This is a genomic window from Citrobacter gillenii, from assembly GCF_013337685.1.
GTDB classification, from domain to species: Bacteria; Pseudomonadota; Gammaproteobacteria; order Enterobacterales; family Enterobacteriaceae; genus Citrobacter; species Citrobacter gillenii.
In genome coordinates, this window is the sequence record NZ_SUQN01000005.1 from 294,825 (window position 1) to 320,899 (window position 26,075).

Sequence of the window (26,075 nt, forward strand, 5' to 3'; positions counted from 1 at the left end):
ATAAAGGGATGAATCTGGATAAAATGAAACATCAGCACGTTGATATTCTCGAAAAAATATCTTTTCTACGTACGTTAAGTCAGTCCGGGGTATCATCCAATGCGCAGCAAATTGCTGCGGCGATCGTGAGCATGAGTGCGATCATTAAAACGCATCTGTCAGCGGAAGATCAGTTTCTTTATCCTCAAATTGAACAGGATGGGAATAGTAAACTCAGACAGGTCAGTACCCAATTTCAACGTGAAATGGCGGATATTGTTGGTGAGTATGATGCGTTTTCGCGCCGCTGGAATATTGCCAGCAAGCTGATGGGTAATGACGAGGCGTTCAGACGCGACGCCAATACCGTATTACGCAAAGTGTTTGAGCGTATGCAGCGGGAAAATAAAGATTTCTATCCGCTGGTAGAAAGGATGTAATGTGCGTTCAGAACATAACTGAGTAAAGGGCTACTGGAATGTCAGAAAAACACTGGTCGAGAATGGAATATCTTCACCAGACAGTGACGAATCCCAATATCGTGATTAAAGGGACACACAGTTATTACAGTGACTGCTGGGATAAAGGCTTTGAGGCTTCAGTCGTGCGATATTTACTCGGTGACGAGGTTAGCAGAGAGTGGGAACCGCTCGGGCATCTGGATAAGTTGATCATCGGTAATTTCGTCTGTATTGGTGCCGAGAGCGTGATTGTTATGGGGGGAAACAGTACCCACCGGTTGGACTGGATAAGTCTTTACCCCTTTATGGCGTCCATCAACGATGCCTACCAGTTTCGCGGAGACACGGTTCTCAAGGATGGCTGTTGGTTAGGTATGCGCGCGATGATTATGCCTGGCGTGACGGTTGGAGAAGGCGCTGTCGTGGCTGCGGGTGCTGTCGTGACCAAAGATGTACCTCCGTATGCGATTGTCGGCGGGAATCCGGCGAAGATCATAAGATATCGACTTCCCGAAGAGGATATTAAACGATTGCTGGCGCTGGATTTGTATCAACTGGCGGAAGAGACGCTGGTGGCGTTGCAACCGCTGTTGTCATCTGGCGATATTTCAGCGTTGGAGTTGAGCGTTGCCCGGCAGAGACAAGTGTAAACGGCGAATTGTGCGTAGAGTGGGCGTATCATGTTGAAAAATCAGCCAGAAACAGTACGTAACTGGCCGATCGTCAATGGTTCATCTCAACTTGTGGCACTCTGCTTATGAAACAGTTCCCGGAACACCGGATAGATATCATCCTGGTCACGGATATGTTGCATGGCAAAGTTATCAAAGGTCGATTGCAGATGCTCGTACTCACGCCATAAGGTCTGGTGCGCGCGGCGGGTGATTTCGATATAGCTATAATATCGCACCACCGGCAGCAGTTTTTTCGCCAGAATCTCATGGCACAACGGTGAGTCATCCGCCCAGTTATCGCCATCTGATGCCTGCGCCGCATAGATATTCCATTGGGCAGGATCGTAACGATCTTTCACCACTTCATCCATCAACTTCAGCGCGCTTGAGACGATGGTGCCCCCGGTTTCCTGAGAGTAGAAGAACTCATGCTCGTCCACCTCTTTTGCCTGGGTATGGTGGCGAATGTAAACCACTTCCACGTTTTTGTAGGTACGGCTTAAGAACAGATACAGCAGAATGTAAAACCGCTTGGCCATATCTTTCGTTGACTGATCCATCGAGCCGGAAACGTCCATCAGACAGAACATCACCGCCTGGCTGGAAGGATCGGGTCGTTTTTCATAATTTTTATAGCGTAAATCAAAGGTATCGATAAACGGGACGCGTTCAATTTTTGCCCGCAGTTCAGCAATCTCTTTGCGTAGGCGTTCTTCCTCCAGCAACTGCGCCGGTTCTGTATTGGCGATGGTCTCCAGGTCAGCTTCAAGCGCGTGCAGCTCCCGACGTTTACCTGCCGTCATCGCCGTGCGGCGCGCCAGTGAGTTTTGCAGGGAACGCACCACGCTGATATTGGCTGGCACCCCATTGGAGGTGAAGCCCGCACGGTGGGTTTTGTATTCCGTTAACTGACGTTGCTGATTTTGCTTCAGATTCGGCAGTGCCAAATCTTCAAACAGCAGATCCAGATACTCATCTTTAGAAATTTGAAACACGAACTCATCCTGGCCTTCTCCATCCTGGCTGGCCTGGCCTTGCCCGCTTCCTGAACCCCCGCCGCCGCCCTGAGGGCGTTCTATACGGTCGTTCTGCACAAAATGGTCGTTACCCGGATGTACGCGATGGCGCAGGCCTCCACGCCCCTGATGGAACATCGGTTCGCTAATATCATCGGTTGGGATAGAGACAGACTCGCCACTATCGACATCAGTCACCGAACGCTTATTAATGGCCTCGGAGATCGACTGTTTAATTTGTGATTTATAACGGCGCAAGAAGCGCTGGCGGTTAACCGTGCTCTTGTTTTTACCGTTAAGACGTCGGTCTATGAACCAGGTCATATGCCCCCCGTACTGCCAACTGTTCGCCATGTCTGTAAGTGCCGGATGGCGCTGGCGCTTATCCGGCCTACGGAACATTGTTTTGCATGCCCGGTAAGCGCATGCGCCACCGGGCACTTATGTTAAGACGATTTACGTACGCGCAAATACCATTCGCACAGTAAACGCACCTGTTTACGCGTGTAGCCTTTTTCCATCATGCGGTCGACAAAATCGTCGTGCTTTTTCTGCTCGTCAGTTGAGGTTTTAGCGTTAAACGAAATGACCGGCAGCAACTCCTCGGTGTTGGAGAACATTTTCTTCTCAATAACCGTGCGCAGTTTTTCGTAACTGGTCCAGTTTGGATTACGACCGCTGTTATTCGCTCTGGCGCGCAGAACAAAGTTGACGATCTCATTACGGAAATCTTTCGGGTTGCTGATACCCGCCGGTTTTTCAATTTTTTCCAGTTCTGAATTCAGCGACTCGCGGTCAAACAGCTGACCGGTATCCGGGTCACGGTATTCCTGATCCTGGATCCAAAAATCCGCATAGGTGACATAACGGTCAAAAATGTTCTGTCCATACTCGGAGTAGGATTCCAGATAGGCGGTCTGGATCTCTTTGCCAATAAATTCAGCGTATTTCGGGATCAGATAACCTTTCAGGAACTCGAGATAACGTTCGGACTGCTCCTGCGGGAACTGCTCGCGCTCAATCTGCTGCTCCAGAACATAGAACAGGTGCACCGGGTTGGCTGCCACTTCTACATGGTCAAAGTTAAACACGCGGGAGAGGATCTTAAACGCGAAGCGCGTTGACAGACCGTTCATCCCCTCATCGACTCCGGCGTAATCCCGGTACTCCTGATAGGATTTCGCTTTCGGATCGGTGTCTTTCAGGCTCTCGCCATCGTAAACGCGCATCTTCGAGTAGATGCTCGAGTTTTCTGGCTCTTTCAGGCGAGAAAGAATGGTAAAGCGAGACAGCGTTTCCAGCGTACCCGGTGCGCACGGCGCGTGGGTCAATTCACTGTGATTAAGCAATTTCTCGTAGATCTTGATCTCTTCGGAAATGCGTAAGCAATACGGAACCTTCACGATGTATACGCGGTCAAGGAAGGCTTCGTTATTTTTGTTGTTACGGAACGTCACCCATTCAGATTCGTTTGAGTGGGCAAGAATGATGCCGTTAAACGGCAGGGCAGAAATACCTTCTGTCCCGTTGTAGTTACCTTCCTGCGTTGCGGTCAGCAGAGGATGTAGCACTTTAATCGGTGCTTTAAACATCTCCACGAACTCCATAATCCCCTGGTTAGCCCGGCACAGTGCGCCGGAATAGCCGTAGGCATCCGGATCGTTCTGGGCGTGGTGTTCGAGTTTACGAATATCCACTTTGCCGACCAGCGCGGAAATGTCCTGGTTGTTCTCATCGCCCGGTTCCGTTTTGGCGATAGCGATTTGTTCCAGAATAGACGGCCACACTTTAACCACGCGGAATTTGGTGATGTCCCCACCAAAATCATGCAGACGCTTCGCGGCCCATGGCGACATAATGGTGCCAAGATAGCGACGTGGGATCCCGTACTCTTTCTCCAGGATTTGTGCATCTTCCTGCGGATTAAACAGGCATAACGGGTGATCGTTAACCGGGCTGCGTTCACCGTTGGCGCTCAGGACATAAATCGGTACCCTCTGCATCAGCGACTTCAGTCGCTCAGCAAGAGAGGATTTTCCTCCCCCTACAGGCCCCAGCAGATACAGGATCTGCTTCTTCTCTTCCAGCCCCTGCGCCGCGTGCTTCAGATAGGAGACAATCTGTTCAATCGCGTCTTCCATGCCGTAAAACTCTTCAAACGCGGGATAACGTGCAATAACCCGGTTAGAGAAGAGTCGAGAAAGTCGAGGTTCATGGGCAGTATCGACCATGACAGGCTCACCAATAGCCATTAATAGCCGCTCTGCCGCGTTGGCATAAGCACTGCGATCTTGCCGACAAGTGGTAAGAAACTCCTGCAGCGTGAACTCTTCGTCCTTGGCAGCTTCATAACGCTGGCGATAGTGATCGAATATATTCATGGTATGCCGTCCTTTCGTTTTTTAGCACATGTTAAGAGCCGTTCATATGAATAGTAGAGGCCCCTGAAGAGGTAAACTGAACGACGTCGCTGCTGGAAAAATAAGCAACTCTCATGCCATTTTGATGGTCAGAAGATCAACGTATTCGGTGATACACCTTCTAAAATTAAGCGTAGATGGCATTTGCAAAACTTGCCTGCGCGCGCAAACGAATTTCAATGGCATATCAATAACTCATCGGCAAAAAATAGACATCTTATGTAAAGAAATAGGGCGGAATTCATGCCTTGTTCATCGGACTGCAAGTAAAATGTCATCACTCGCTGAGAAATTAGAGGGTTACATAACGAGATGAATACGTAAAATAGTTGGGCTGTCACGCAATGACGGTTACACTTTGGGTGCTTTACATTTGAATAAGGAATTATGGACTGTGACCAAACTCAAACTTCTGGCACTTGGCGTGCTTATTGCCACTTCTTCCAGCGTAGCACAAGCAGAAAGCGACCTGTCGCTGGGCGCGGGCGTTGGTGTGGTTGAGAACGCTTATAAACAATACGATAACGACGTTTACCCGGTACCTGTAGTGACCTATGACAGTGAGAACTTCTGGTTCCGTGGGCTGGGGGGCGGTTACTACCTGTGGAATGACAATACCGATAAGTTGTCTGTCATGGCTTACTGGTCACCGATGTATTTTAAACCGGGCGACAGCGATAACAGTCAATTGCGTCGACTGGATAAACGTAAGAGCACCATGATGGCCGGTCTGTCTTACGTCCACAATACGCAATACGGCTTCCTGCGCACCAGCCTTGCGGGAGACGCGCTGGACAACAGTAATGGTATCGTCTGGGATCTGGCGTGGTTATATCGTTACACTAACGGTGGCCTGACGCTGACGCCGGGGATCGGTGTCGAGTGGAACAGCGAAAACCAAAACGAATACTATTATGGTGTATCGCATCATGAATCCTCTCGCAGTGGCCTGCGTAGCTACGATCCAAATAGCAGCTGGAGCCCGTACCTGGAGCTGAGCGCAAATTATAACTTCATCGGCAACTGGAGTGCATACGCGACGGCGCGTTATACCCACCTGTCTGATGAAGTGACCGACAGTCCGATGGTAGACAAATCCTGGACGGGTCTGATCTCTACGGGTATTACCTACAAGTTCTGATAACTGACCATTCTAAACAGAAGCCCGCATTACAGCGGGCTTTTTTTTGTCTGCTGGCAGGCCGGGCAACAAATAGCCCAAACGATGATGGTGCAATTTGTGCACCATTACAGGACACATGCGCACTGTTTTGCTTTACTGTGGTGCAAAATACAGGAGAGTGCGATGACAGATAAACAGGTGATGTTTACCGGGCAGGCCACGCTTCCTGCTATCGGGCAGGGGACGTGGTATATGGGTGAAAACGCCCATTGCCGGGGAGCTGAAGTGGCGGCGCTGCGTGCTGGACTGGATCTGGGTTTGCGCCTTATTGATACTGCAGAAATGTACGCTGATGGTGCAGCGGAAGAGATTGTCGGCGAGGCGTTATTGGGGCGACGCGATGACGCTTTTCTGGTATCAAAAGTTTATCCCTGGAATGCTGGGGGCCAGAAAGCCATCGCGGCCTGCGAAGCGAGCCTGCGGCGACTGAAGACCGATTATCTGGATCTCTACTTACTGCATTGGACGGGTAATTTTTCATTTGCAGAGACGGTTGAGGCGATGGAAAGGTTGATCGCGCAAGGGAAAATCCTCCGCTGGGGCGTTTCTAACCTCGACTATGAAGACATGCAGGCGCTATGGGAGGTTACTGGTGGACAGCAGTGTGCCACGAATCAGGTGCTGTATCATCTGGCGTCACGCGGCATTGAGTTTGATTTGCTGCCATGGTGTCAGCAACGGCAGATACCGGTCATGGCCTACAGCCCGTTGGCCCAGGCGGGGCGTTTACGCAGAGATTTGCTCACTAATCCGGTGGTGAGTGAGATTGCGCACGCGCACAAGGCCAGCGCCGCGCAGATTTTATTGGCGTGGGTTATTCGACAACCGGGAGTGATAGCCATTCCGAAGGCGGCAAATGTCGCACACGTTGAACAGAATGCCGCAGCGCTAAATATGACGCTTTCTGACGAGGAGTTGATGTTGTTAGACTCGGCTTTTCCTGCCCCTGCAGCTAAAACACCGCTAGATATGGCCTGATAAAACGCCAGTTGCCATCAGGCAACTGGCAAAATCTTAGCGCTTAGCAACACGAATTGTTTGTGCCAGGCGAGAAGGTTTCTCAGTGGTGGTTTTCTGCGGCGCGGTCGCGTAAGCGGTTTCTACGCAGACAAATGTTTTGTACCCGTCGTCCGGCATGTCACCCATGCTGACAGACAGGGCAGGCCCTGGGTTCCAGCCGACAACGTTCAGATGGTGATGGTGTACGACGTCGATGTTGCGGTTCAGTGAATCGTCATGGATGACGCTGCACGCTTCCGGGTTCAGATACACGCGGTCGGTGCGGTCCGGGAACGTCTGGATACCGTCATCCAGGACATCTTCTTTCGCATCGTTAACTTTATCGATCAGACGGTCACCAAGGCCACTCACTTTCACCGCTGCAATGTCACCGACGTTAAAATAGGTGTGCAGCGCGGAGGTGGTTTCAAATTCACCGTGGGCTTCCAGTTCTATTTCACAGGTAGCACCCACTTTGAAACGCGCTAACAGCGTAAACTCATGCGGCCAAAGCTGACGCGTTTCAGCACTGCTTTGCAGTTCAAACGTCAGAACCACACCGCTATCATCTTCGTTGTGCGCTTTCAGCGTCCACGGCAGATTACGGGCAAAACCGTGGGAGGGAAGTCCTGGCTGTGCCGCCGGGCCAAACCATGGCCAGCAAATAGGGACGCCACCACGCAGCGCTACGCCCGTTTTAAACGGCGTATTGTTGCTTAACCACAGGACCTCATCTTCGCCGGTCGGTTTCCATGACAGAAGATGCGCGCCCTGTAGGGCGAAAGAGGCTTTCACCTGCGGGTGATCGACCACCACGACCTCCAGTTCATCCAACTGACGACGGGAGAGGACAGGGGAAATTTGTTCGATTATCGGAAGTGCAAAAATTTTATTAATCATGATGCAATCCTTGATGTTGAAAACCATAAAAAAAGGCGACCGAGGTCGCCTTTTTGGATCAGATTTTCATCTCAACTTATTTGGAGATGTGAGCAATCAGATCCAGAACTTTGTTTGAGTAGCCGGTTTCGTTGTCGTACCAGGATACCAGTTTCACGAAGTTGTCGTTCAGTGCGATACCTGCTTTAGCATCGAACACGGAAGTGCAAACTTCACCGTTGAAATCGGTAGATACAACGTCGTCTTCGGTGTAACCCAGAACGCCTTTCATCGGGCCTTCGGAAGCAGCTTTGATTGCTTTCTTAATTTCTTCGTAAGAAGCAGCTTTTTCCAGACGAACGGTCAGGTCAACTACGGATACGTTCGGAGTAGGAACGCGGAACGCCATACCAGTCAGTTTGCCATTCAGTTCTGGCAGTACTTTACCTACTGCTTTAGCAGCACCGGTAGAGGACGGGATGATGTTCTGTGCTGCGCCACGACCGCCGCGCCAGTCTTTGTGAGACGGGCCATCAACGGTTTTCTGAGTCGCGGTGGTCGCGTGAACGGTAGTCATCAGACCTTCGATAATACCGAAGTTGTCGTTGATAACTTTAGCCAGCGGAGCCAGGCAGTTAGTGGTGCAGGAAGCGTTAGAAACGATGTCCTGACCTTCGTATTTGTCAAAGTTAGCGCCTTTAACAAACATCGGAGTGTTGTCTTTGGACGGGCCAGTCAGAACCACTTTTTTCGCGCCAGCAGTGATGTGCTTACGAGCGGTTTCGTCTGTCAGGAACAGGCCAGTAGCTTCAGCAACTACGTCAACACCAACTTCGTCCCATTTCAGGTTAGCCGGATCACGTTCAGCGGTAACACGGATTTTTTTACCGTTTACGATCAGATGACCGTCTTTCACTTCAACGGTACCGTTGAAACGGCCGTGAGTGGAGTCATATTTCAGCATGTAAGCCATGTAGTCAGCGTCTAACAGGTCGTTGATTGCAACGATCTCGATGTCAGAACGTTCTTGAGCAGCACGGAAAACAATGCGACCGATACGGCCAAAACCGTTGATACCTACTTTGATAGTCATATATTCCACCAGCTATTTGTTAGTGAATAAAAGGTTGCCTGTAAAATTACAAAAACCTTACGCAGCGTCAAGCGGAATCGTGTCAATCATTGCGACAAATCAATCTGCTGCCTAAGCTTTGCGCAACTGACTCGCCTCACTCTTCCTTTGGGCTTGAAACCACATGGGGGCGGCGGCCCGAATTTTAAAGGGCAATCAAGATAAAAACGTGATTGCTATCACGATTTATAGGCTGCCATTTCGCAATGATCAAGTTTAGAACAAAAGTTCGCCCTGCGGTGTTAATGTTTTGTTAGAATCTGTCTCGCAATGTGAGTTTAGATAAAGCGAGATGTGAGCAAATGGCTAATCAACCTTCTCCAGAAGACCTAAAGAAAAATTTATCCGAAATGCAGTTCTACGTGACACAAAACCATGGGACAGAACCGCCATTTACCGGGCGTTTGCTGCATAACAAGCGGGACGGTGTTTACCACTGCCTGATCTGTGACAAACCGCTGTTTCGTTCTGATACAAAATATGATTCTGGCTGCGGCTGGCCTAGCTTTTACGAGCCTGTCAGTGAAGAGGCGATTCGTTACATTAAGGATACGTCACACGGCATGCAGCGCATTGAAATTCGTTGCGGCAACTGTGATGCGCATCTGGGACATGTCTTCCCGGATGGTCCAAAACCTACCGGTGAACGCTACTGCGTCAACTCAGCGTCTTTGAACTTTACCGACGATGAAAACGGTGAGCAGACTAAAGGCTGAAGAAACGATTCAGCAAATTATTCTACGGGAGTGGGTTTAAGATGAATCTTGATGAGATGATTAACAGCATGACGCCGGAAGTTTATCAGCGCTTATCGACGGCCGTTGAGCTGGGAAAATGGCCGGATGGCGTCGCGCTGACGGCAGAACAAAAAGAGAACAGCATGCAACTGGTGATGTTATGGCAGGCGCGTAACAATATCGATGCGCAGCATATGACTATCGACACCAACGGTGAGATGGTCATGAAGAGTAAGCAGCAGCTGAAAGTTGAATTTGGGATAACGCCTGAGCCGATTGCGACGTTCAAATCCTGATTGTGGAAACAACATGAATTCGCAGGTCCGGCACGGCTTACCGTAACGGACCTGCAAAGTCTTACTTCTTGTTCATCATCGCCTTAAGGTCGGCAAACGGGTTGTATTTCGCCTCGCCGACGTCTTTCTGCGCATCTTCGCCCGCTACCACGGTAGAACCATACTGATCCACTTCCGTGTATTTCGAGTGCTCATGATCGTGGCAATACAGGCATAACATCTCCCAGTTACTGCCATCTTCCGGGTTATTGGAATGGTCATGATCGATATGGTGTACCGTCAGCTCGCGCAGGTTGGAATACACGAACTCGCGCGAACAGCGCCCGCAGACCCAGGGGAACAGTTTAAGCGCCTTTTCCCGGTATCCGACTTCCAGACGGGCGTAATTTTTAGGGATAAAAGCCATAAAACCTCGTGCTCCTGTAGAATATGAAAAGCTGCGCCAACGTCAGGCGCAGCAGATGGTGATAATCATAACCTATTGTGCACGACGTGGGGATCAGTGTTTAATCCCTAACGACTCAGCCAACTGCTTAGCCAGTTGGTTTTTATCGTCCGCGCCATACTCCCAGAACATGGCCCCGCCCAGCCCCTTGCTCTTGATGTAGTCTGCTTTGATTGCCACCGATCGTGGGTTCTCGTAAGAAAGGGCAAACAGCGCTTTGCCGTCAGCCGACTGCACCGACAGCCATGGCACTTTTGCTTCATCATCCCAGTGCTGGGTAAAGCGTTTTTGCGGATCGTTGATGAGCTTCGCCACAATGTCGTTGTATTTCACATAGGTATCTTTGGTCAGATCCACGCCCAGTGATTTGAACAGTTCAATTTGCTGGGCGCTGAAGTAGGGCTGGGTGACCGGATTTTTCTGCGCATCGGGTTTGCTCCAGTCAATCCCTGGCTCGACGGCGCGTTTAGGCACCCGGCCATAGAAACCAATTCCCAGGTTCATCTGGCTCGGTTTTAATCCTGCGGCAAGATAGTTACTAACCACAAAATCGGCGCTGTATTTATCTGCCGCCGCCACCGTTGGCCATTGTGTTGAATCATAGAGATTGGCGTTGAAGTACTGAGTGCCGTAAGCCATGTCATAGGTCATCAGATTGATGTAATCGAGCGACGGGGCTATCGCCTTCATGTCCACCCAGCTTTTCGGGCTATCCGCGTTTGCGCCCACGGCAATGGTGACCAGTTTTTGCTGGCCCATTGCGCTACGCAGTTCTTTCAGTAGCGAGGTAAAGTTATCCCGATCGGCGGGTTGGCTATCGACCAGTCCCCATGCACCGTTTACCGGGTACTCCCAGTCGAGATCGATACCATCCAGGCCATATTTCTTCACAATCTCCTGTACGGACCGAATAAACACTGCTCGCGTTTCTTTGGTTGCCGCCGCACCTGAGAATCCGCGCGCCCCCCAGCCACCCACAGAAAGCAGCACTTTCAGGTTAGGGTTTTGCTTACGCAATGTGGGGATCTTCTGCAAATCAGCCTGTACTTTTGGCGACAGCCAAATCTGATGCAGCTTGCTGGCATCTTTTAATGCGTCATTGGTTTCGTCTTTTTCGTTGTTGTAGACCAGACCAAAGGAGTAATTGAGATGGGTAATCTGGCGGACGTCCAGTTTATCAATATCGCCACCGGGACCGGCAGTAACATCGCCACCGCCGTTAAAGTAACCGACAGACATCAGGGTATTAGCGGACACAACGCTCGCGCAGAGCAGGGGTAATGCTGCCAGCAAAGGCAAAAGTTTCATCGGTGTTCCTCTTTGACATTTAAACAAGCAAACACGCCACGATAATGGCGTGGCGAAAAAAACAGCTCTCGCAGGCTAGCAGTTTACAAAAAGGAAAAATGCGAAGGGGTTCACGCCATGTTTAGCGAAGCGGCTTCCATGGTCCTTTGAAATTTGGGATATGTTCACTTCTATTTGTGATCTGAGTTGTGAAATGCAGATCATTATCTTTGTTTTAAAGATTTTATGTTGACCTTGAAGATGGCGTGGTTAAGTATTGGTGCCACTGATGCAAAACTAAACACAAAGGAAGATGCAATGAAAGCACTGGCAAGATTTGGTAAGGCCTTTGGCGGCTATAAGATGATTGACGTGCCGGAACCAGTATGTGGTCCGGATGACGTAGTGATTGAAATCAAAGCGGCGGCTATCTGCGGTGCGGATATGAAACACTACAACGTCGACAGCGGTTCCGATCAGTTCAACTCCGTTCGCGGTCACGAATTTGCCGGCAATATTGTGCAGGTAGGGGAAAAGGTCAAGGACTGGAAAGTTGGCCAGCGGGTGGTTTCTGACAATAGTGGGCACGTCTGCGGCGTTTGTCCGGCCTGTGAACAAGGTGATTTTCTGTGTTGTACAGAAAAAGTGAATTTGGGTCTGGATAACAATACCTGGGGCGGTGGATTTTCAAAATACTGTCTGGTACCGGGTGAGATCCTCAAAATTCACCGTCACGCGCTGTGGGAAATCCCGCAGGGTGTTGATTATGAAGAAGCTGCGGTGCTGGACCCTATCTGCAACGCTTATAAATCTATCGCTCAGCAATCAAAATTCCTTCCCGGTCAGGATGTGGTGGTCTTCGGTACCGGTCCATTAGGCCTCTTCTCGGTCCAGATGGCGCGCATTATGGGGGCCGTCAATATCGTGATGGTCGGGCTGGAAGAGGACGTTGCGGTGCGTTTCCCAATCGCCAAAGAATTGGGTGCGACGGCGGTAGTCAACGGTTCGACCGAAGATGTGGTCACGCGCTGCCAGGAAATCTGCGGGAAAGACAATCTGGGGCTGGTCATCGAATGCTCCGGTGCCAATATCGCCCTCAAACAATCGATCGAAATGCTGCGTCCAAACGGTGAAGTCGTCCGCGTGGGTATGGGCTTTAAACCGCTCGATTTCTCCATCAACGACATCACGGCGTGGAACAAAAGCATCATCGGTCATATGGCCTATGACTCCACGTCCTGGCGCAACGCGATTCGCCTGCTGGCCAGCGGCGCGATCAAAGTTAAACCGATGATCACTCACCGTATTGGCCTCTCACAATGGCGCGAAGGGTTTGACGCTATGGTCGATAAAACCGCGATTAAAGTGATCATGACTTACGACTTTGATGAATAACCTATTTATTAAAGGAACGTTATCGCATGGAAAAAATAACAAAACCGCACTGCGGCGCCAGGTTGGACAGGCTGCCTGACTGTCGCTGGCATTCATCGATGTTTGCCATGGTCGCCTTTGGATTACTGGTGTGCTGGAGCAATGCCGTCGGCGGATTAATTCTCGCACAGTTAAAAGAACTGGGCTGGACCGATAATTCCACTACCGCCACGTTTTCTGCAATTACCACGGCGGGCATGTTTCTTGGCGCGCTTGCCGGGGGAATTATCGGGGATAAAACCGGGCGCAAAAATGCCTTTATCCTGTATGAAACGATTCATATTATTGCCATGGTCGTGGGGGCGTTTTCGCCAAATATGGCCTTCCTGATCGCCTGCCGTTTTGTCATGGGGGTGGGATTAGGCGCGCTTCTGGTGACCTTATTTGCCGGGTTCACCGAATATATGCCTGGCAGAAATCGCGGTACCTGGTCCAGTAGGGTCTCGTTTATCGGTAACTGGTCTTATCCGCTGTGCTCGCTGATTGCAATGGGGCTGACGCCGTTAATCAGTGCTGAATGGAACTGGCGCGTGCAACTGCTGATCCCGGCGGTGCTGTCGCTGATTGCAACCGCTATTGCCTGGCGCTGGTTCCCCGAGTCGCCTCGCTGGCTGGAGTCTCGTGGGCGCTATCAGGAGGCTGAAAAGGTGATGCGGGCCATTGAGGAGGGCGTGGTTCAGCAGACGGGTAAACCGCTGCCGCCGGTGGTGATAGAAGATGACGGTAAGCCCCCACGCTCTGTCCCATATTCGGCTCTATTAACCGGCGTATTACTCAAGCGCGTTATTTTAGGTTCCTTCGTTCTGATTGCCATGAATGTCGTGCAGTACACCTTAATTAACTGGCTACCGACGATATTTATGACTCAGGGTATTAACCTAAAAGATTCCATTGTTTTAAATACCATGAGTATGTTCGGTGCGCCGTTTGGAATATTTATCGCCATGCTGGTGATGGATAAAATTCCCAGAAAGACCATGGGTGTGGGCTTGTTAGTTTTAATCGCTGTGCTGGGATATATCTACTCACTGCAAACCAGCATGCTGCTAATTACGTTAATTGGCTTCTTCCTGATTACCTTTGTGTATATGTATGTTTGCTACGCTTCGGCGGTGTATGTTCCGGAAATATGGCCGACCGAAGCAAAACTGCGTGGCTCCGGACTGGCAAATGCGGTAGGGCGCATCAGCGGTATCGCCGCACCTTACGCGGTAGCCGTACTGCTTAACGGTTACGGTGTGACGGGGGTATTTGTGCTGCTGGGGGCGGTATCCATTATTGTCGCCATCGCCATTGCTACTATCGGAATTGAAACCAAAGGCGTCTCTGTCGAAAGTCTCGGTATTGATGCCGCGACCAGCAAATAATATTGATGGGAAAGAAAATGCAAAATTCAAAAGCAATATTAAAAACACCCGGCACGATGAAAATTATTACCGCCGATATGCCGGTACCGAAAGAGCATGAAGTGCTGATTAAAATTGAATACGTCGGTATTTGCGGCTCAGATGTTCACGGTTTTGAATCGGGCCCTTTTATTCCGCCGAAAGATCCGAATCAGGAAATCGGTCTCGGGCACGAATGTGCAGGTACCGTGGTGGAGGTAGGGAACCGCGTATCCAAATTCAAACCCGGCGACCGGGTCAATATCGAGCCTGGCGTGCCGTGCGGTCACTGTCGTTATTGTCTGGAAGGGAAATACAACATCTGCCCGGACGTCGATTTTATGGCCACCCAGCCAAACTATCGTGGTGCGCTAACCCACTATCTGTGCCATCCGGAGAGCTTCACCTACAAGCTGCCCGACAATATGGACACCCTGGAAGGGGCGCTGGTAGAGCCTGCGGCAGTGGGGATGCACGCTGCGATGCTGGCAGATGTTAAACCGGGTAAGAAAATCGTCATTCTGGGGGCAGGCTGTATCGGCTTAATGACTCTGCAAGCCTGTAAATGCCTGGGCGCAACCGATATTGCCGTCGTTGATGTGCTGGAAAAACGCCTGGCTATGGCCGAGCAACTTGGGGCGACGACCGTCATCAACGGAGCTAAAGAGGACACGGTTGTCCGCTGCCAGCAGTTCTCTGGCGATATGGGGGCCGACATTGTTTTTGAAACCGCAGGCTCGGCGATCACCGTCAAGCAGGCCCCGTATCTGGTGATGCGCGGCGGCAAAATCATGATCGTCGGCACGGTGTCCGGTGATTCGGCAATTAATTTCCTCAAAATTAACCGTGAAGTCTCGATTCAGACCGTTTTCCGCTATGCCAACCGCTATCCGGTCACCATTGAGGCTATCTCCTCTGGTCGTTTCGATGTGAAGTCGATGGTGACGCATATTTACGATTATGAAGATGTGCAACGCGCGTTTGATGAATCCGTTAATAACAAACGCGACATTATTAAAGGCGTTATTAAAATTAATCATTAATTAATTGAAAAGGGAGAAATAACCATGCTAGCAGATATTAAATATTGGGAAAATGATGCTCAGGATAAACATTACGCTATCGCTCACTTTAACGTGTGGAATGCGGAAATGTTAATGGGGGTAATTGATGCGGCGGAAGAGGCAAAATCGCCGGTCATTATCTCATTCGGCACCGGGTTTGTCGGTAATACCTCGTTTGAAGATTTTTCGCATATGATGGTTTCCATGGCGAAAAAGGCGGCGGTGCCGGTGATTACCCACTGGGATCACGGGCGCAGTATGGAGATTATCCATAACGCCTGGACCCACGGCATGAACTCGCTGATGCGTGATGCTTCCGCTTTTGATTTCGAGGAAAATATTCGCCTGACCAAAGAGGCGGTCGATTTCTTCCATCCGCTGGGTATTCCGGTGGAAGCCGAGTTGGGGCACGTGGGTAATGAAACGGTCTACGAAGAAGCGCTGGCCGGCTATCACTACACCGACCCAAGCCAGGCGGCTGAGTTCGTTGAACGTACCGGCTGCGACTCGCTGGCGGTAGCGATTGGTAACCAGCACGGCGTCTATACCTCCGAACCGAAATTGAACTTTGACGTGGTTAAACGCGTACGTCAGGCGGTATCTGTGCCGCTGGTGCTGCACGGCGCTTCCGGCATCAGTGATGCGGATATTAAGAAAGCCATTTCATTAGGTATTTCGAAAATCAATATCCACACTGAACTGTGTCAGGCCGCGATGGTCGCGGTGCAAGAAAACCAGGACCAGCCGTTCCTGCACGTCGAGCGTGAAGTACGTAAAGCTGTAAAAGAGCGCGCGCTGGAGAAAATCAAACTGTTTGGTTCAGACGGTAAAGCGGAATGACAATATGGATAGAATCGAGGTTATTTGTATAGGGGCAGCCATTGTTGATATTCCCTTGCAGCCGGTAAGTAAAAATATCTTTGATGTAGACTCTTATCCGTTAGAACGTATTGCCATGACCACCGGGGGAGATGCGATTAATGAAGCGACGATTATTTCTCGCCTCGGTCATCGCACCGCGTTAATCAGTCGGGTAGGTAATGATGCCGCCGGGAATTTTATTCTCGACCACTGTCGATGCGAGAATATTGATATCCAGAGTCTGAAACAGGACGCGGATATTGATACTTCTATTAACGTGGGCTTAGTGACCGCCGATGGCGAACGCACCTTTGTGACTAACTGCAACGGCAGCCTGTGGAAACTGAATATTAGCGATGTCGATTTTGACCGTTTCTCGCAGGCAAAGCTGCTATCGCTGGCAAGCATCTTTAATAGTCCCTTGTTGGACGGCAAAGCGTTAACGGAGATATTTATTCAGGCCAAAAAGCATCAGTTGATCATTTGTGCCGACATGATTAAGCCGCGGCTTAATGAAACGCTGGACGATATTCGCGAAGCGCTGAGCTATGTCGATTATCTGTTTCCCAATGTCGACGAGGCGAAACTGCTAACCGGGAAAGAGACGCTGGATGAGATAGCAGACAGTTTTCTGCACTGCGGTGTGAAAACGGTAGTGATTAAAACCGGTAAGAAAGGCTGCTTTATCAAGCGTGCTGATATGAAAATGGCGGTACCTGCGGTTTCGGGAATTACCGCTATCGACACCATCGGTGCGGGCGATAATTTCGCTTCGGGGTTTATCTCTGCGCTGCTTGAAGGCAAACCGCTACGCGACTGTGCGCTGTTTGCTAACGCGACGGCAGCGATATCGGTACTCAGCGTGGGCGCTACGACGGGCGTGAAAAACAGAAAACTGGTTGACCAACTTCTCGACGAATACGAAGGGTAATAGCGGCAGATGAAAATGATTCCTTTAGGCAGTACGGATATTACGCTTTCCCGCATGGGACTGGGCACCTGGGCCATCGGTGGCGGCCCGGCATGGAACGGCGATCTTGATTTGCAGGTTTGCATCGACACCATTATCGAAGCGCATCGTTGCGGCATTAATCTGATTGATACCGCACCGGGCTACAACTTCGGTAATAGCGAGAAGATTGTGGGGCAGGCGCTGAAAAAACTGCCGCGCAACGAGATTGTTGTCGAAACCAAATGCGGCATTGTCTGGGAGCGGGAAGGTAGCCTGTTCAATAAAGTGGGCGAACGCCAGCTGTATAAAAATCTCACGCCCGAGTCGATTCGTGAGGAGGTGGACGCCAGCCTGCAACGGCTCGGTATCGACAGCATTGATATTTATATGACCCACTGGCAGTCGGTAGAGCCTTGTTTTACACCGATTGCGGAAACGGTCGATACGCTCAACGTGCTCAAGAAAGAAGGGAAAATCCGTTCTATCGGCGCGGCGAACGTAGATGCTGAGCATATTCGGGAGTACGTAAAACACGGCGAGCTGGATATCGTGCAGGCTAAGTACAGCATCCTCGACCGGGCGCTGGAAACTGAGCTGCTGCCGCTCTGTCAGCGGCACGGCATTGTGGTTCAGGTCTATTCCCCGCTGGAACAGGGGCTGCTGACCGGAACTATCACACGGGATTATGTTCCCGGCGGCGCGCGGGCTAACAAAGTCTGGTTCCAGCGCGAAAATATGCTGCGCGTGATTGACATGCTAGAACGCTGGCAACCGCTGTGTGCTAAATACCGCTGCACAATCCCGGCGCTGGCGCTGGCGTGGATTTTAAAGCAAAGTGATTTAATCACCCTGTTAAGCGGAGCGACGGCGCCAGAGCAGGTTCGTGAAAACGTCGACGCCCTGACGATCGCGTTAACCGACGCGGATTCTTTATTGATGCGAGAAATGGCAGAAGCATTGAATAATAAATAGGTAAATAGAAAACGCCTCTGTTTCTGTGTAAAAGACCATAAAATCTGTGATTCAGACATGTTGTTTTGAAAATAAACATAGCCTGTGAGATACTGGTAACTTATCATGATGTTGAAGGAAACAGAGGTGTAATCGTGGCGGCAAAAGACAGAATTCAGGCTATCAAGCAAAGGGTAGCCAACGACAAGAAAGTAACGGTATCTAATCTGAGCGCTATTTTTCAGGTTACAGAAGAAACGATTCGCCGCGATCTTGAAAAGCTTGAAGATGAAGGTTTTCTGACCCGTACGTATGGTGGTGCGGTACTAAATACCGCCGCGCTGTCTGATAACATTCATTTTTACAAGCGAGCTAAATCATTCTATGAAGAAAAGCAGAAGGTCGCTCGCAACGCACTGCCGTTTATTAAAAATAAGACCACTATGGCGGCTGACTCCAGCAGTACTGCAATGGAGTTATTAAAGCTTCTGAAGGAACGTAATGACCTCACATTATTAACCAACTCGGCGGAAGCCTTTCATGAACTGGCACAGTCTGAGATTAATGTGGTTTCGACGGGGGGAGAATTAAACAAAAATACGCTGTCACTACAGGGGCGTATTACCAAAGAGATCATCAGCCGATATCACGTTGATATCATGGTGATGAGTTGTAAAGGACTGGATATCGCCAACGGTGCGCTTGATTCAAACGAAGCTGAAGCAGAGATCAAGAAAACCATGATTCGTCAGGCTGCTGAAGTAGCACTGTTGGTTGACCACTCAAAGTTCGATCGTAAAGCATTTGTTCAGTTGGTAGATCTTAGTCATATTAATTACATAATAACAGATAAAGCACCGGGTGCAGAATGGATTTCCTTTTGCAAGGAAAATAATATCCAGCTCGTATACTAATAACGGGATTGTGATATCGATAGCGTTTTAGTTTGCATCCGGATAATGCCCAATAAAATGATGATGGTAAATGCGGCAAAGTTAACTCTGCCGCGCGTTGCCATAATTTATTATTTTATATTTTGCTGCATTTGAGGCATCCAGATGGAACAATATGAATATATCGGTGCAAGACTAGATCGCTTACCTTTCTCGCGATTTCATTTTCGTATTTTTGGTATCATAAGTTTTGGTTTATTACTGACCGGGTTTCTTAGTTATTCCGGTAACGTGGTACTGGCAAAGTTGGTTAGTAACGGTTGGTCAAATAATTATCTCAATGCAGCGTTTACGTCTGCGCTGATGTTTGGTTATTTCATCGGATCGCTGAGTGGTGGATTTGTTGGTGATTATTTTGGTCGCCGTAAAGCATTTCGTATCAATCTACTGATTGTTGGCATTTCTGCAATCGCCGCATCTTTTGTTCCCAACATGTACTGGTTGATCTTCTTTCGAGGCCTGATGGGAACCGGCATGGGGGCGCTGATTATGGTGGGCTATGCCTCATTCACTGAGTTTATTCCGCCGGTGGTGCGCGGAAAATGGTCTGCGCGTCTGTCTTTTGTTGGCAACTGGTCGCCGATGCTGTCGGCGGCGGTTGGTGTGGTTGTTATCTCATACTTAAGCTGGCGAGCGATGTTTTTAGTCGGAGGCGTGGGAATGCTGCTGGCCTGGTACATTTCTGGAAAATACTTTATTGAGTCTCCCCGGTGGCTGGCAGGTAAAGGTCAGCAGGACATGGCGGAGAAGCATTTATTCGATGTTGAGTTGCAGGTAGAAACAGAAAAGCAAATCACATTACCATTGTGTCCAATACCGAAGAGAAAGAGCGAACTCCGCACCGTAGACGGGTCATTCTGGCTGTTATTCAAAGGACAGATGCTGCGTCGGACACTGGTGGCTATTACGGTATTGATTGCGATGAATATCTCACTGTATACCATTACCGTATGGATCCCGACTATTTTTGTTAACTCGGGTATTGCTGTGACGAAGTCCATTTTGATGACTGCGATTATTATGATTGGCGCACCGGTAGGTATTTTTATTGCGGCATTGATTATCGACCGCTTTCCGCGACGTCTCTTTGGTTCGTTGCTGTTAATTATTATTGCACTTTTAGGCTATTTTTATTCGATTCAAACGCAGGAGTGGGCGATTTTAAGCTGTGGTCTGGTCATGATTTTCTTTTTATATATGTATGTCTGTTTTGCCTCTGCGGTATATGTCCCGGAACTGTGGCCAACGCATCTCAGATTACGTGGTTCAGGTTTTGTCAATGCTGTGGGTCGAATTGTCGCCGTCTTTACACCCTATGGCGTTGCCGTATTATTGACTCAATATGACTCTGTTACCGTGTTTATCGTCCTGGGTATCATGCTGGTGGTATGTGCGCTGATCCTGTTTTGTTTTGGTATTGAAACCCGCCTGGTTTCACTAGAAGAAATCTCAACTTTGGGGTGATTACTTGCCTGATGGCTGTACCATCAGGCAACGTTCTATCTTTGCGTTTCTTCCCAGTCTGCCAGCGTATACAGCGTTGCACCCGCAGCGGCCATTTCCATAAACGCCTGCGTGCTGTCCTGAGGCTGAATATTCACCCCTCGACAACCGTCGATAATGACATTCACCGTATAGCCCAATTCCAGCGCATCGAGGACGGTAAACTTCACGCAGTAGTCGGTTGCCAGCCCCATGATGATGAGGTCGGTAATACGCTGTTGCATAAGCCACGCATTCAGTTCCGTTGCCTGACGGCGACCGTTATCAAAAAATGCGCTGTAGCTGTCAACCTGCGGGTTTTCGCCCTTATAGAACGTCTTATCAATGCCGCGCTGATTCAGCAGAGGGTGCAAGGCCGCTCCCTGCGAGTTCTGTACACAGTGATCCGGCCAGAACGTCTGCGCCAGGCCATCCAGTTGTCCCTGCGTGTAAGGGGCGACCTGATGCTGGCTGGCAAAGCTGCCGTGATTAGCCGGATGCCAGTCCAGACTGGAAACAACCTTCTCACCGCGCAGCGAACACCAGTCAATCAGGCGATTGGCGACATCCACGGTGCTATCACCTTCTGGAACGGCAAGTGCGCCTCCGGCACAAAAATCGTTTTGTAAATCAACCAGCAGTAATGCTCGTGCCATCGTCACTCCTCCTTCAATCATCCGGCGTCAGTTCACCGCGCAGGTTTTGCGTCATCGCGTCACGGATGGCCTGCGTGTCCAGACCCTGGCTCAGCAAATAATGCAGCTTGGTCAGTGTTGCTTCAACGGTCATATCCGCACCGCCAATCACGCCCGCATGTGCCAGCGCATTCCCCGTCGCATAACCGCCCATGTTGACCTTGCCGGACATGCACTGCGTGAGGTTAATGACCACAATACCGCGTGAGCTGGCATCCTCAAGCTCCTTCAGGAACTCTTTATTCTGCGGGGCATTGCCTACGCCGTAAGAACGCAGAATTAACGCTTTGACTGGCTGGCGCAGGAAGTTACGCACCACGTCTGCGGAAATTCCAGGATAAATCGTGACCACGCCAATCGGCTGCGGGGTGATAGGGTGCACAATCAGCTCGCCCGCACCGTGCGGCGCGGGCGGGGTGCCCAAACGACGGATGTGGATCCCGGCTTCCAGTAAAGGTGCAAGGTTAGGTGAAGCGAAGGCGTCAAAACCGTCGGCGTGCGCTTTGGTAGTGCGATTACCACGATACAGTCGGTTATTGAAGAACAGAGTGACTTCATTGATCGGATAATTGGCCGCAACGTACAACGCATTCAGCAAATTGATTTGTCCGTCTGAACGTAGCTCAGCCAGCGGGATTTGTGACCCTGTCACAATAACTGGCTTGCCCAGATTCTCCAGCATAAACGACAGCGCCGAGGCGGTGAACGCCATGGTGTCGGTGCCATGCAGGATCACAAAACCGTCGTATTCGTCGTAGTGAGCTTTAATATCTTCCGCAATATGCTGCCAGTCCTCTGGCGTCATATCGGAGGAATCCATCAGCGGGACATATTCGTGAATGGTGAAGTCTGGCATCTCAGGGCGGTGGAATTCAGGCATCAATGCCAGTTGACGCTGAAGATGGCCGGAAACCGGAATGTAACCTTGTTCTGAGCGCTGCATACCGATGGTACCGCCGGTATAGGCAACGTAAATCGATTTCTTCTGCATGACTTTTCTTCTGTCTCAAAGAAAAACCCCTCTTCATCCCGAAGAGGGGTCAAGAGTTAGCGGACGTTGGCGCAGGTCAGGCAGAACGCATAACGGTTCTGCGGGTCGTTAAACGCGGCCAGCTTATCACTTTCGGTTTTTACCACGCTTGCCGCAGAGGCCAGTGGTGCCGGGAGCATGGCCTGAATGGCTTCTGGTAGCATAGCGCGAACGGAACCAGACATGCTGTCCATGACCATATCAACGAACGTGGGCTCGTCCTGATAATACTCAATGTGCCATTGTTTCAGTTTCGCCAGTTCTGCCGCTTTTGCTACAGCGTCGTCGAAATCGCCGAGACTGTCGACCAGACCATTCGCTTTTGCATCCTGACCGGTCCAGACGTGGCCCTGGGCGATTTTATCAATCTGCTCTGGCGTTGTCTTACGTGCATCCGCAACCAGCGTGATGAAGCGCTTATAGCCGTTCTCGATGCTCAGTTGCATCATCTGCTGCACTTCCGGCGGTAACGCTTTGGTGACGGAAATATCGGCCAGCGGCGAGGTCGCCACGCCGTCGGTATGTACACCAATGGAATCGAGGCTGTTTTCAACGGTGTTGATCACGCCAAAGATGCCGATGGAGCCGGTCAGGGTGCTGGGGTTCGCCACAATGTAGTTTGCCGGGGTTGAGATCCAGTAACCGCCGGATGCCGCCATGCCGCCCATGGAAACCACCACCGGTTTACCCGCCGCTTTTGCTGCAGCCAGCTCAGCGCGGATCACTTCCGAGGCGCTGACGCTGCCGCCTGGGCTGTTAACGCGAAGGACAATGGCTTTTACCTTCGGATCGAGACGCGCTTCACGGATTTGTGCTGCAGTGGTGTCGCCGCCGACGTTCCCCGGTGTTTCTTCTCCGTCCATGATCGCGCCATTGGCGAAGACTACGCCAATGCTGTCACCGGTATCCGCCGGGGTTTTTAGCGTGTAATCGTAATAGCTGACGGCACTGTAGTTCTTCTCTGTTTTGCTCCAGCCAAACTGTTTAGTCAGCAGTTTTTCCACTTCAGCGCTGGAGGCGAGAGCATCGACCAGTTTATTGTCGAGGGCGTACTTCGCGGTGTCGCCACCCACTTTCGTCAGGCCGTCAAGCATTGCCTGTGCGCCCGGGAACACTTGCTGCGCCGGGATCTGGCGGTTAGCGGCAACGGTATCGAGATAGTTCTGCCACAGCTCGCCAATCCAGCGACTGTCGGCTTCACGTGCGGCCGGGGACATATCGTCGCGAATAAACGGCTCAACGGCGGACTTATAGGTACCGACGCGGAAAACGTGGGTGGAGACTTTTAGTTTATCCAGCAGAGACTTGTAATACAGACCGTTGGTCGCAAAGCCGTGCAGGTCAACCGAACCCTGCGGGGAGAGCCAAATTTTATTGGCAAAGCTTGCGAGGTAATACTGTCCCTGGCTGAAGTTATCGCCCACGGCAAATACCGGTTTTCCACTGTCGCGGAATTCGCGCAGTGCTTTGCCGATATACTGCATGGACGGCTGATCGGCCCCGGCAAAGTTTTTTAAATCCATCACGATGCCGGTGATGTTACGATCGTCTTTTGCCTGGCGAATGGTGTTAACGATATCGAACAGTGAGTTTTCTTGCAGGCGATCGGAACTGGCGCCAAACAGCTGACGTCCGATGACGCTTAAGCGGCTGGTGCTCGAGGGCTTATCGACAATAACGCCGGAGATATCGAGCAGCAGTGCGCCACGCTCCGCGTGTTCGCTGGAGGTGCTACTGCTGACCTGCATCCAGATCCCCACGCCCACCAGGACCAAAAAGATAAAGAACAGGTTCAGTACACATTCGCGGACGAAATTCAGTATTCGCCACGTCCATTTAAAAATTCCGGCAATAAAACGCCACAGGGTTTGCATGTATTCTCCCTACCGATGAACAACACGCCCCCCCGTTTTACCGGAGAAGGCGTTAAGATGTGGCTATCGTAATGACCCGGCAGGCACTTGTCAGCAGGAATCACCGCCGGCGCTGTAACAAAATCCGCTCACGTGTTAATTTTGTGAACAAATTTCATTGTTGGAGTTAAGCAAATGGATGCACTCGAATTACTTCTTACCCGCCGTAGCGCCTCTCGTCTTGTTGAACCCGCTCCCGTGGGTGAGCAACTGCAAAATATCCTGCGGGCGGGGATGCGCGCCCCGGATCACAAATCGCTGCAGCCGTGGCGTTTCTTTGTGATTGAAGGTGCAGGGCGTGAGCGTTTTAGCGCCGTGCTCGAAAAAGGGGCTATTGCCGCAGAGGGCGACGAAAAGGCTGTCGAAAAAGCGCGTACTGCGCCGTTTCGTGCCCCGCTAATTATTGCGGTGGTGGCGAAATGTGAAGAAAGTGACAAGGTTCCACTGTGGGAACAGGAAATGTCAGCGGGTTGTGCGGTAATGGCCATGCAAATGGCGGCGATTGCGCAAGGCTTTGGCGGGATCTGGCGCAGCGGTGCATTAACCGAAAGTGCAGTGGTGCGCGAGGCATTTGACTGTCGTGCGCAGGATAAAATTGTCGGCTTCCTCTATCTGGGCACGCCACAGCTTAAAGCATCCACCACGATTAACCCTGCCGATCCGAGCGCATTCGTCCAGTATTTCTGATTTCAGCGGCTAAACTGTCTGGATTATGAGCAAAGACACCCGAATTCAGACAGTCACTCTTACCACATCATGGAATGAGCGCTACCATAGCCCGATTGCAATGACAGGAGATGTCCATGAGCGAGCACGCTATTCGTTTAACGCAATACAGCCACGGAGCCGGTTGCGGTTGTAAAATTTCCCCCAAAGTGCTGGAAACCATCCTGCACAGCGAGCAGGCGAAATTTGTTGATCCGAATTTACTCGTGGGGAATGAAACCCGCGACGACGCGGCCGTGTACGATCTGGGTAATGGCACCAGCGTTATCAGCACCACCGATTTCTTTATGCCGATTGTCGATAATCCGTTTGATTTTGGCCGCATCGCCGCGACCAACGCCATCAGCGATATCTTCGCGATGGGTGGCAAACCGATTATGGCTATCGCGATTCTGGGCTGGCCGCTCGATAAACTGGCACCGGAAGTCGCCCGTGAAGTGACCGAAGGCGGGCGTTTCGCCTGTCGCCAGGCCGGTATTGCGCTGGCGGGCGGTCACTCTATCGATGCCCCGGAGCCGATTTTTGGTCTTGCCGTGACGGGCGTGGTCCCGACCGAGCGCGTGAAGAAAAACAGCACCGCAGAAGCGGGATGCAAGCTGTTCCTCACCAAGCCGCTAGGCATTGGCGTGTTGACCACCGCCGAGAAAAAATCGCTGCTTAAGCCTGAGCATGTTGGGCTGGCGACGGAAGTGATGTGCCGCATGAATATTGCGGGCGCAGCGTTTGCGGACATTGAAGGCGTGAAAGCCATGACCGACGTGACCGGTTTTGGCCTGCTGGGACACCTGAGCGAAATGTGTCAGGGCGCGGGCGTTCAGGCGCAAATCGTTTACCAGGATATTCCAAAACTACCTGGTGTTGAAGAGTACATCGCGCAGGGCGCAGTGCCGGGCGGCACGCAGCGGAACTTTGCCAGCTACGGGCATCTGATGGGTGAGATGCCGCAGGCGGTACGAGACCTGCTGTGCGATCCGCAAACCTCCGGCGGCCTGCTGCTGGCGGTAACACCGGAATCTGAGGCTGAAGTGAAAGCGGTTGCCGCGCAGTTTGGCATTGATCTCACCGCGATTGGTGAGCTGGTTGAAGCACGTGGCGGTCGCGCCATGGTTGAGATTCGTTAA

At 50.9% G+C, this 26,075-nt stretch carries 25 protein-coding genes; 16 read left to right on the top strand and 9 right to left on the bottom strand.

The genetic code is table 11. The features are described 5' to 3' along the window. The first annotated feature begins 8 nt into the window (after positions 1-8). Together FCH32_RS13660 and FCH32_RS13665 are read left to right on the top strand one after the other, a co-directional pair. Entirely contained in the window at positions 9-419 is a 411-nt protein-coding gene (locus FCH32_RS13660; protein ID WP_117342968.1) for a hemerythrin domain-containing protein, read from the top strand. 38 nt (positions 420-457) lie between these two features. Further along, a complete protein-coding gene (locus tag FCH32_RS13665) occupies positions 458-1,090 on the top strand; it encodes a CatB-related O-acetyltransferase (protein WP_170973041.1) in 633 nt (210 codons plus the stop codon). An 86-nt stretch (positions 1,091-1,176) separates the two neighbouring features. On the opposite strand, the gene FCH32_RS13670 is transcribed toward FCH32_RS13665, so the two are convergent. Continuing rightward, positions 1,177-2,454 carry a YeaH/YhbH family protein gene (locus tag FCH32_RS13670; RefSeq protein WP_096757316.1) on the bottom strand — a complete coding sequence of 426 codons (1,278 nt, stop codon included), beginning with the start codon at positions 2,452-2,454 and terminating at the stop codon, positions 1,177-1,179. Between the two features lie 122 nt (positions 2,455-2,576). After that, positions 2,577-4,511, bottom strand: a complete 1,935-nt coding sequence (gene yeaG, locus FCH32_RS13675; RefSeq protein WP_096757315.1) for a protein kinase YeaG — start codon at positions 4,509-4,511, stop codon at positions 2,577-2,579. Between the two features lie 433 nt (positions 4,512-4,944). Here yeaG and FCH32_RS13680 point away from each other — a divergent pair, with 433 nt between their 5' ends. Both FCH32_RS13680 and FCH32_RS13685 read left to right on the top strand, forming a co-directional pair. Further along, positions 4,945-5,691, top strand: a complete 747-nt coding sequence (locus FCH32_RS13680) for a MipA/OmpV family protein (protein WP_115258696.1) — start codon at positions 4,945-4,947, stop codon at positions 5,689-5,691. 165 nt (positions 5,692-5,856) lie between these two features. Then, entirely contained in the window at positions 5,857-6,711 is an 855-nt protein-coding gene (locus FCH32_RS13685) for an aldo/keto reductase (protein ID WP_174361037.1), read from the top strand. A 36-nt stretch (positions 6,712-6,747) separates the two neighbouring features. Here the strand turns inward: FCH32_RS13685 and FCH32_RS13690 are convergent, their stop codons facing one another. Both FCH32_RS13690 and gapA read right to left on the bottom strand, forming a co-directional pair. Next, complete coding sequence (locus FCH32_RS13690; RefSeq protein WP_174361038.1) at positions 6,748-7,632, bottom strand: D-hexose-6-phosphate mutarotase; 885 nt, start codon at positions 7,630-7,632, stop codon at positions 6,748-6,750. Between the two features lie 76 nt (positions 7,633-7,708). Beyond that, on the bottom strand, positions 7,709-8,704 hold the full coding sequence (gene gapA, locus FCH32_RS13695) for a glyceraldehyde-3-phosphate dehydrogenase (protein ID WP_096757311.1): 996 nt from the start codon (positions 8,702-8,704) through the stop codon (positions 7,709-7,711). Between the two features lie 341 nt (positions 8,705-9,045). Between gapA and msrB the strand changes: the two genes are divergently transcribed. Next, positions 9,046-9,459, top strand: a complete 414-nt coding sequence (gene msrB, locus FCH32_RS13700; RefSeq protein ID WP_170974177.1) for a peptide-methionine (R)-S-oxide reductase MsrB — start codon at positions 9,046-9,048, stop codon at positions 9,457-9,459. A gap of 41 nt (positions 9,460-9,500) precedes the next feature. Next, positions 9,501-9,776, top strand: coding sequence for a YeaC family protein (locus FCH32_RS13705; protein ID WP_115258693.1), 276 nt, complete (start codon positions 9,501-9,503; stop codon positions 9,774-9,776). A gap of 61 nt (positions 9,777-9,837) precedes the next feature. Here the strand turns inward: FCH32_RS13705 and yajD are convergent, their stop codons facing one another. Continuing rightward, positions 9,838-10,182: an HNH nuclease YajD gene (yajD, locus tag FCH32_RS13710; RefSeq protein ID WP_003030690.1), complete on the bottom strand. Its 345-nt coding sequence runs from the start codon at positions 10,180-10,182 to the stop codon at positions 9,838-9,840. A gap of 93 nt (positions 10,183-10,275) precedes the next feature. Beyond that, positions 10,276-11,529, bottom strand: coding sequence for a chitinase ChiD (chiD, locus tag FCH32_RS13715; RefSeq protein WP_146716735.1), 1,254 nt, complete (start codon positions 11,527-11,529; stop codon positions 10,276-10,278). Positions 11,530-11,826: 297 nt separating this feature from the next. Between chiD and FCH32_RS13720 the strand changes: the two genes are divergently transcribed. The 8 genes from FCH32_RS13720 (at position 11,827) to FCH32_RS13755 (ending at position 20,572) form a co-directional block, all read left to right on the top strand. Further along, positions 11,827-12,903 (top strand): zinc-binding dehydrogenase, encoded by a 1,077-nt coding sequence (locus FCH32_RS13720; RefSeq protein WP_174361039.1) that lies wholly within the window; start codon positions 11,827-11,829, stop codon positions 12,901-12,903. Between the two features lie 26 nt (positions 12,904-12,929). Further along, positions 12,930-14,309 carry an MFS transporter gene (locus FCH32_RS13725; RefSeq protein ID WP_174361040.1) on the top strand — a complete coding sequence of 460 codons (1,380 nt, stop codon included), beginning with the start codon at positions 12,930-12,932 and terminating at the stop codon, positions 14,307-14,309. Positions 14,310-14,326: 17 nt separating this feature from the next. Further along, on the top strand, positions 14,327-15,370 hold the full coding sequence (locus FCH32_RS13730; protein ID WP_174361041.1) for an NAD(P)-dependent alcohol dehydrogenase: 1,044 nt from the start codon (positions 14,327-14,329) through the stop codon (positions 15,368-15,370). A 24-nt stretch (positions 15,371-15,394) separates the two neighbouring features. Then, positions 15,395-16,231: a ketose-bisphosphate aldolase gene (locus FCH32_RS13735; protein ID WP_137399337.1), complete on the top strand. Its 837-nt coding sequence runs from the start codon at positions 15,395-15,397 to the stop codon at positions 16,229-16,231. 4 nt (positions 16,232-16,235) lie between these two features. Continuing rightward, on the top strand, positions 16,236-17,183 hold the full coding sequence (locus FCH32_RS13740) for a carbohydrate kinase family protein (RefSeq protein ID WP_174361042.1): 948 nt from the start codon (positions 16,236-16,238) through the stop codon (positions 17,181-17,183). 9 nt (positions 17,184-17,192) lie between these two features. After that, positions 17,193-18,176, top strand: coding sequence for an NADH-dependent methylglyoxal reductase (ydjG, locus tag FCH32_RS13745; RefSeq protein ID WP_174361043.1), 984 nt, complete (start codon positions 17,193-17,195; stop codon positions 18,174-18,176). A 134-nt stretch (positions 18,177-18,310) separates the two neighbouring features. Beyond that, positions 18,311-19,069 (top strand): DeoR/GlpR family DNA-binding transcription regulator, encoded by a 759-nt coding sequence (locus FCH32_RS13750; RefSeq protein WP_096757301.1) that lies wholly within the window; start codon positions 18,311-18,313, stop codon positions 19,067-19,069. Positions 19,070-19,213: 144 nt separating this feature from the next. Beyond that, positions 19,214-20,572 (top strand): MFS transporter, encoded by a 1,359-nt coding sequence (locus tag FCH32_RS13755; RefSeq protein WP_174361044.1) that lies wholly within the window; start codon positions 19,214-19,216, stop codon positions 20,570-20,572. Positions 20,573-20,607: 35 nt separating this feature from the next. Here FCH32_RS13755 and pncA read toward each other — a convergent pair whose 3' ends face one another. The 3 genes from pncA to sppA are packed head-to-tail and all read right to left on the bottom strand — an operon-like array spanning position 20,608 to position 24,189. Then, a complete protein-coding gene (gene pncA / locus FCH32_RS13760) occupies positions 20,608-21,246 on the bottom strand; it encodes a bifunctional nicotinamidase/pyrazinamidase (protein ID WP_174361045.1) in 639 nt (212 codons plus the stop codon). A 13-nt stretch (positions 21,247-21,259) separates the two neighbouring features. Continuing rightward, the gene (gene ansA, locus FCH32_RS13765) at positions 21,260-22,276 is read right to left on the bottom strand and encodes an asparaginase (RefSeq protein ID WP_096757298.1); all 1,017 of its coding nucleotides are present in this window, start codon (positions 22,274-22,276) and stop codon (positions 21,260-21,262) included. 56 nt (positions 22,277-22,332) lie between these two features. Further along, on the bottom strand, positions 22,333-24,189 hold the full coding sequence (sppA, locus tag FCH32_RS13770; protein ID WP_135912159.1) for a signal peptide peptidase SppA: 1,857 nt from the start codon (positions 24,187-24,189) through the stop codon (positions 22,333-22,335). Positions 24,190-24,363: 174 nt separating this feature from the next. Between sppA and FCH32_RS13775 the strand changes: the two genes are divergently transcribed. Both FCH32_RS13775 and selD read left to right on the top strand, forming a co-directional pair. Beyond that, complete coding sequence (locus tag FCH32_RS13775; RefSeq protein WP_096757296.1) at positions 24,364-24,915, top strand: NAD(P)H nitroreductase; 552 nt, start codon at positions 24,364-24,366, stop codon at positions 24,913-24,915. A 116-nt stretch (positions 24,916-25,031) separates the two neighbouring features. Further along, positions 25,032-26,075, top strand: coding sequence for a selenide, water dikinase SelD (gene selD / locus FCH32_RS13780; RefSeq protein WP_115258691.1), 1,044 nt, complete (start codon positions 25,032-25,034; stop codon positions 26,073-26,075).